2 protein-coding genes are annotated in these 3182 nt (G+C 58.4%); one reads left to right on the forward strand and one right to left on the reverse strand.

The genetic code is table 11. From position 1 onward, the window contains the following. Positions 1–162 precede the first annotated feature (162 nt). Positions 163–1863: a WD40/YVTN/BNR-like repeat-containing protein gene (locus tag CJ255_RS21465; RefSeq protein ID WP_097646119.1), complete on the forward strand. Its 1701-nt coding sequence runs from the start codon at positions 163–165 to the stop codon at positions 1861–1863. Between the two features lie 77 nt (positions 1864–1940). Here CJ255_RS21465 and CJ255_RS21470 read toward each other — a convergent pair whose 3' ends face one another. Continuing rightward, positions 1941–3011, reverse strand: a complete 1071-nt coding sequence (locus CJ255_RS21470; protein ID WP_217352517.1) for a mechanosensitive ion channel family protein — start codon at positions 3009–3011, stop codon at positions 1941–1943. Between the last annotated feature and the right edge of the window lie 171 nt (positions 3012–3182).

Genomic DNA, 3182 nt, shown 5'->3' on the forward strand with positions numbered 1-3182 from the left:
GCGAGGACGCGAGGACGCGAGGACGCGAGGACGCGAGGACGCGAGGACGCGAGGACGCGAAGCCCTCGCCTCTTCGCCTCTTCGCCTCTTCGCCTCTTCGCCTCTTCGCCTCTTCGCCTCACGTACCCTTCTGCTTCTGAAACCATCCCGGAGTACACAACCATGAAACACTTTCCCTTCCTGCTCTTACTGATAGCCCTACTGCTCCTCCCAACCTCTGTGGCACAAGCCCAAACCCAAGGCTGGGAGGTCGTGCCCGGCGTGCCTGCCGACATACAGCTCGAGGCGCTCTTTGTGCCTGCTGAGGATCATGCATGGGCAGTCGGACAGCATAGTGATGGCAACCGCGGCTTCGTCTACCGGCTGCAACTCCAGGATGGACGCTGGCATGTGGAAGAAGCGGCCAGCTTTGAGCAACCGCTCTTTGCTCTGGTGGCCCTCGACCGCGAGCGGGTCGTGGTGGCTGGGGGGGCTGGGCTGATTGCCCGGCGTGATGCGGCGGGCCATTGGCGGCAAGAAGGGCCAGGTGATGCCGCGATGCAGGTGCGTAGTTTGGCACTCTTTGCCGATGGTCAGGCCGGTTGGGCTCTTGGAACCCACGGCGAACGTGCGCTGGCTCTGCGCTACGCCGATGGGCGCTGGTTTGAGGCGGAACTTGAACTGCCCAACCGCAGGAGTTGGATCAATGCGGCCCACTTTGCGCCCAATGCTGGCTGGGCCGTCGGGAGCCACCTCTGGCGGCTTGATGGCAATGGTTGGCGCTTGGAGCCTTCGCCTGCCCTCTGTGGCGATGGCGGTAACACATGCGAATTGAACCTCACAGGGGTACGGGTATTGGATCACCAGCATGCTTGGCTAGTCGGTAGCCAACCGTCAATGTGCATGTTCTGCCAAGCCAAAGGGCGCATCGCCTTCCGCGACGCGAGCGGCTGGCAGAACGCCTTCCCGCAGCGCGCCCCAATTGATAGCCTAGCCCCACCGGTGGGTGCCTTCGATAGCAACATGCTCACTGCGCTCTATATGTTCAATGCCAATACAGGTCTGGCGCTCGGCCAGCGGCGCTACCAAACGCCCGACAATGATTTTAGTGCCGATGTAGTTGCCCTGCGCTACCGTGATGGGACGTGGCACTACGAACGGCCCCTCGCCCGCAGCAACGCCATCCCCAAGAGCGTCGTGATGCCGAGCGCCAACCACGCCCTTGTAGTTGGCACTCAGGGTCTGATCCTCAGCTTTGGCTATGGCCCACAGACTCCCGCCGCAGGCAACCCCGCCCAACCCGTGCCCGATCCGGGGCTTGTGGGCGTGCGCTACTTCCCCGAGACCGGCCACACCCTGCGTGGCACCTTCCGCACCTATTGGGAGCGCAACGGTGGCCTGATGCGCTTCGGCTACCCCTTGACCGAGGAGTTCCCTGAGGTCAATAGCGAGGATGGACGTACCTACACCGTACAATATTTTGAACGGGCACGCTTCGAGTACCATCCCGAACATGCCGGGACGCCGTATGAAGTCTTGTTAGGACTCTTGGGCCACTGGGTCACTGCCGAACGCAAAGCTGAAGCGCCCTTCCAACCAACGGGGCCAAGCGGAATACCGGGCGATGTCTACTTCCCTGAGACAGGCTTCAGCATGGCGGCTGAATTTGTGAACTTCTGGCGCAGCAATGGAGGTTTGCCGATCTATGGCTACCCGATCAGCGCCCCCTTCTACGAAGTCAACCAAGCCGACGGCAACAGCTACCTCGTCCAATACTTCGAGCGCAACCGCTTCGAATACCACCCCAGGCATGCCGGTACGCCCTACGAGGTACTGCTCGGACTCTTGGGTAGCGAGTACCTCCGCGCCCAAGGCTGGCGCTGAGGGGCTGTGCCCTACACGTTACGTTCAGCCCTTGCCGAGGGGCTTGGGGAGGCGAAGCCTCCCCAAAACAACGCAAGCTAACGCGAATGACGCTCCAACGCCAACGAGCCATTCAGGTAAATCTGCTGTGTTGGGTAGGCAAAGACAATCCCCTCGGCCCGGAAACGATCAACAATCACAAAATTGATCGCCTGCTGAATGTCCATGTAAAGGTTAAAGTCGGGCGATAGTACAAAATAGACCACCTCGAAGCTGATGGCTGAGGAGTCGAAACGGGCTAGATGAGCGCGATCAAAGCGGGTCTGCTCCTGCGCCTCAACCGCTTCGCGCAAGATGCCCGGAATGGCACGCAATAGCTCCGCATCGGTCTCGTAGAGGACGCCCACATCAAAGACAATCCGTCGCTCATGCATGCGCTTGAAGTTGCGAATGCGGCTGTTGAGCAGATCGTTGTTGGAAAAGATCAGTTGCTCGCCTGAGAGACTGCGTAGGCGTGTCGTTTTGAGGCCGATCTGCTCCACTGTTCCCATCTCACTGCCAACAATGATAAAATCACCAATGATGAAGGGCTTATCGAGTGCAATCGAGAGCGAAGCAAAGAGATCGGCCAAAATATTCTGTACCGCAAGGGCAACCGCGATGCCGCCAACCCCCAGACTGGCCAACAGCGGTGTGATCTGCACCCCAGGCACATTGTCGAGAATGAGCAGTGTGACAACCGAATAGAGTACCAAGCGACCAATAAAGGTCAGCAGCCGCGCCGTGCCAACCCCCGCAGCATTGGTGTCGCCCGCTTGGCTGCTATAATGTTCAATCCAGTTGGCAATCAGTGCATTGCCCCAGATGCCCAACTGAATAAGCATCAGGATCGTGCCGAATGAGCGTGTCCAGATGCGTAGATTAGGACTCATCTCGATCCACAGGCTGCCAGCATAGAGCGCCAACAGCAGCACAATCCAGCCCTTCGTCTGTTTCGCAATGGCGACAATGGCATGGCTGGCAAAGATGTTGGAGTTCAACGCAACCGGGCGCAAACGGTGGGTAATCACCCAGCGCCACAAGCTGACAACGATCATGACCACGAGGCTGACAATCAGTGCAAACAGCCAGCGTCCAACTGGGTTGTCGAGAATGGTGTATGCCAGCAACTCCTCCAGAATGGACCTCCTTCAACTAGTACGACTTCAGATACGATGAGCTTACCAAAATGTCCCTACCCTGTCCAGACGTTATACCAATTATACCAATTACCCTTGAACATGCCGCATTATCAAGAACGCGAAAGCCCATTGGGACGCCATGTTCGGCAATCTACAATC

The organism is Candidatus Viridilinea mediisalina, assembly GCF_002532535.1.
GTDB lineage: Bacteria > Chloroflexota > Chloroflexia > Chloroflexales > Chloroflexaceae > Viridilinea > Viridilinea mediisalina.

What these genes read in the sequence shown, in the direction of transcription:
- CJ255_RS21465 (WP_097646119.1), top strand. Translation starts at nt 163, where the DNA reads ATGAAACACTTTCCCTTCCTGCTCTTACTGATAGCCCTACTGCTCCTC.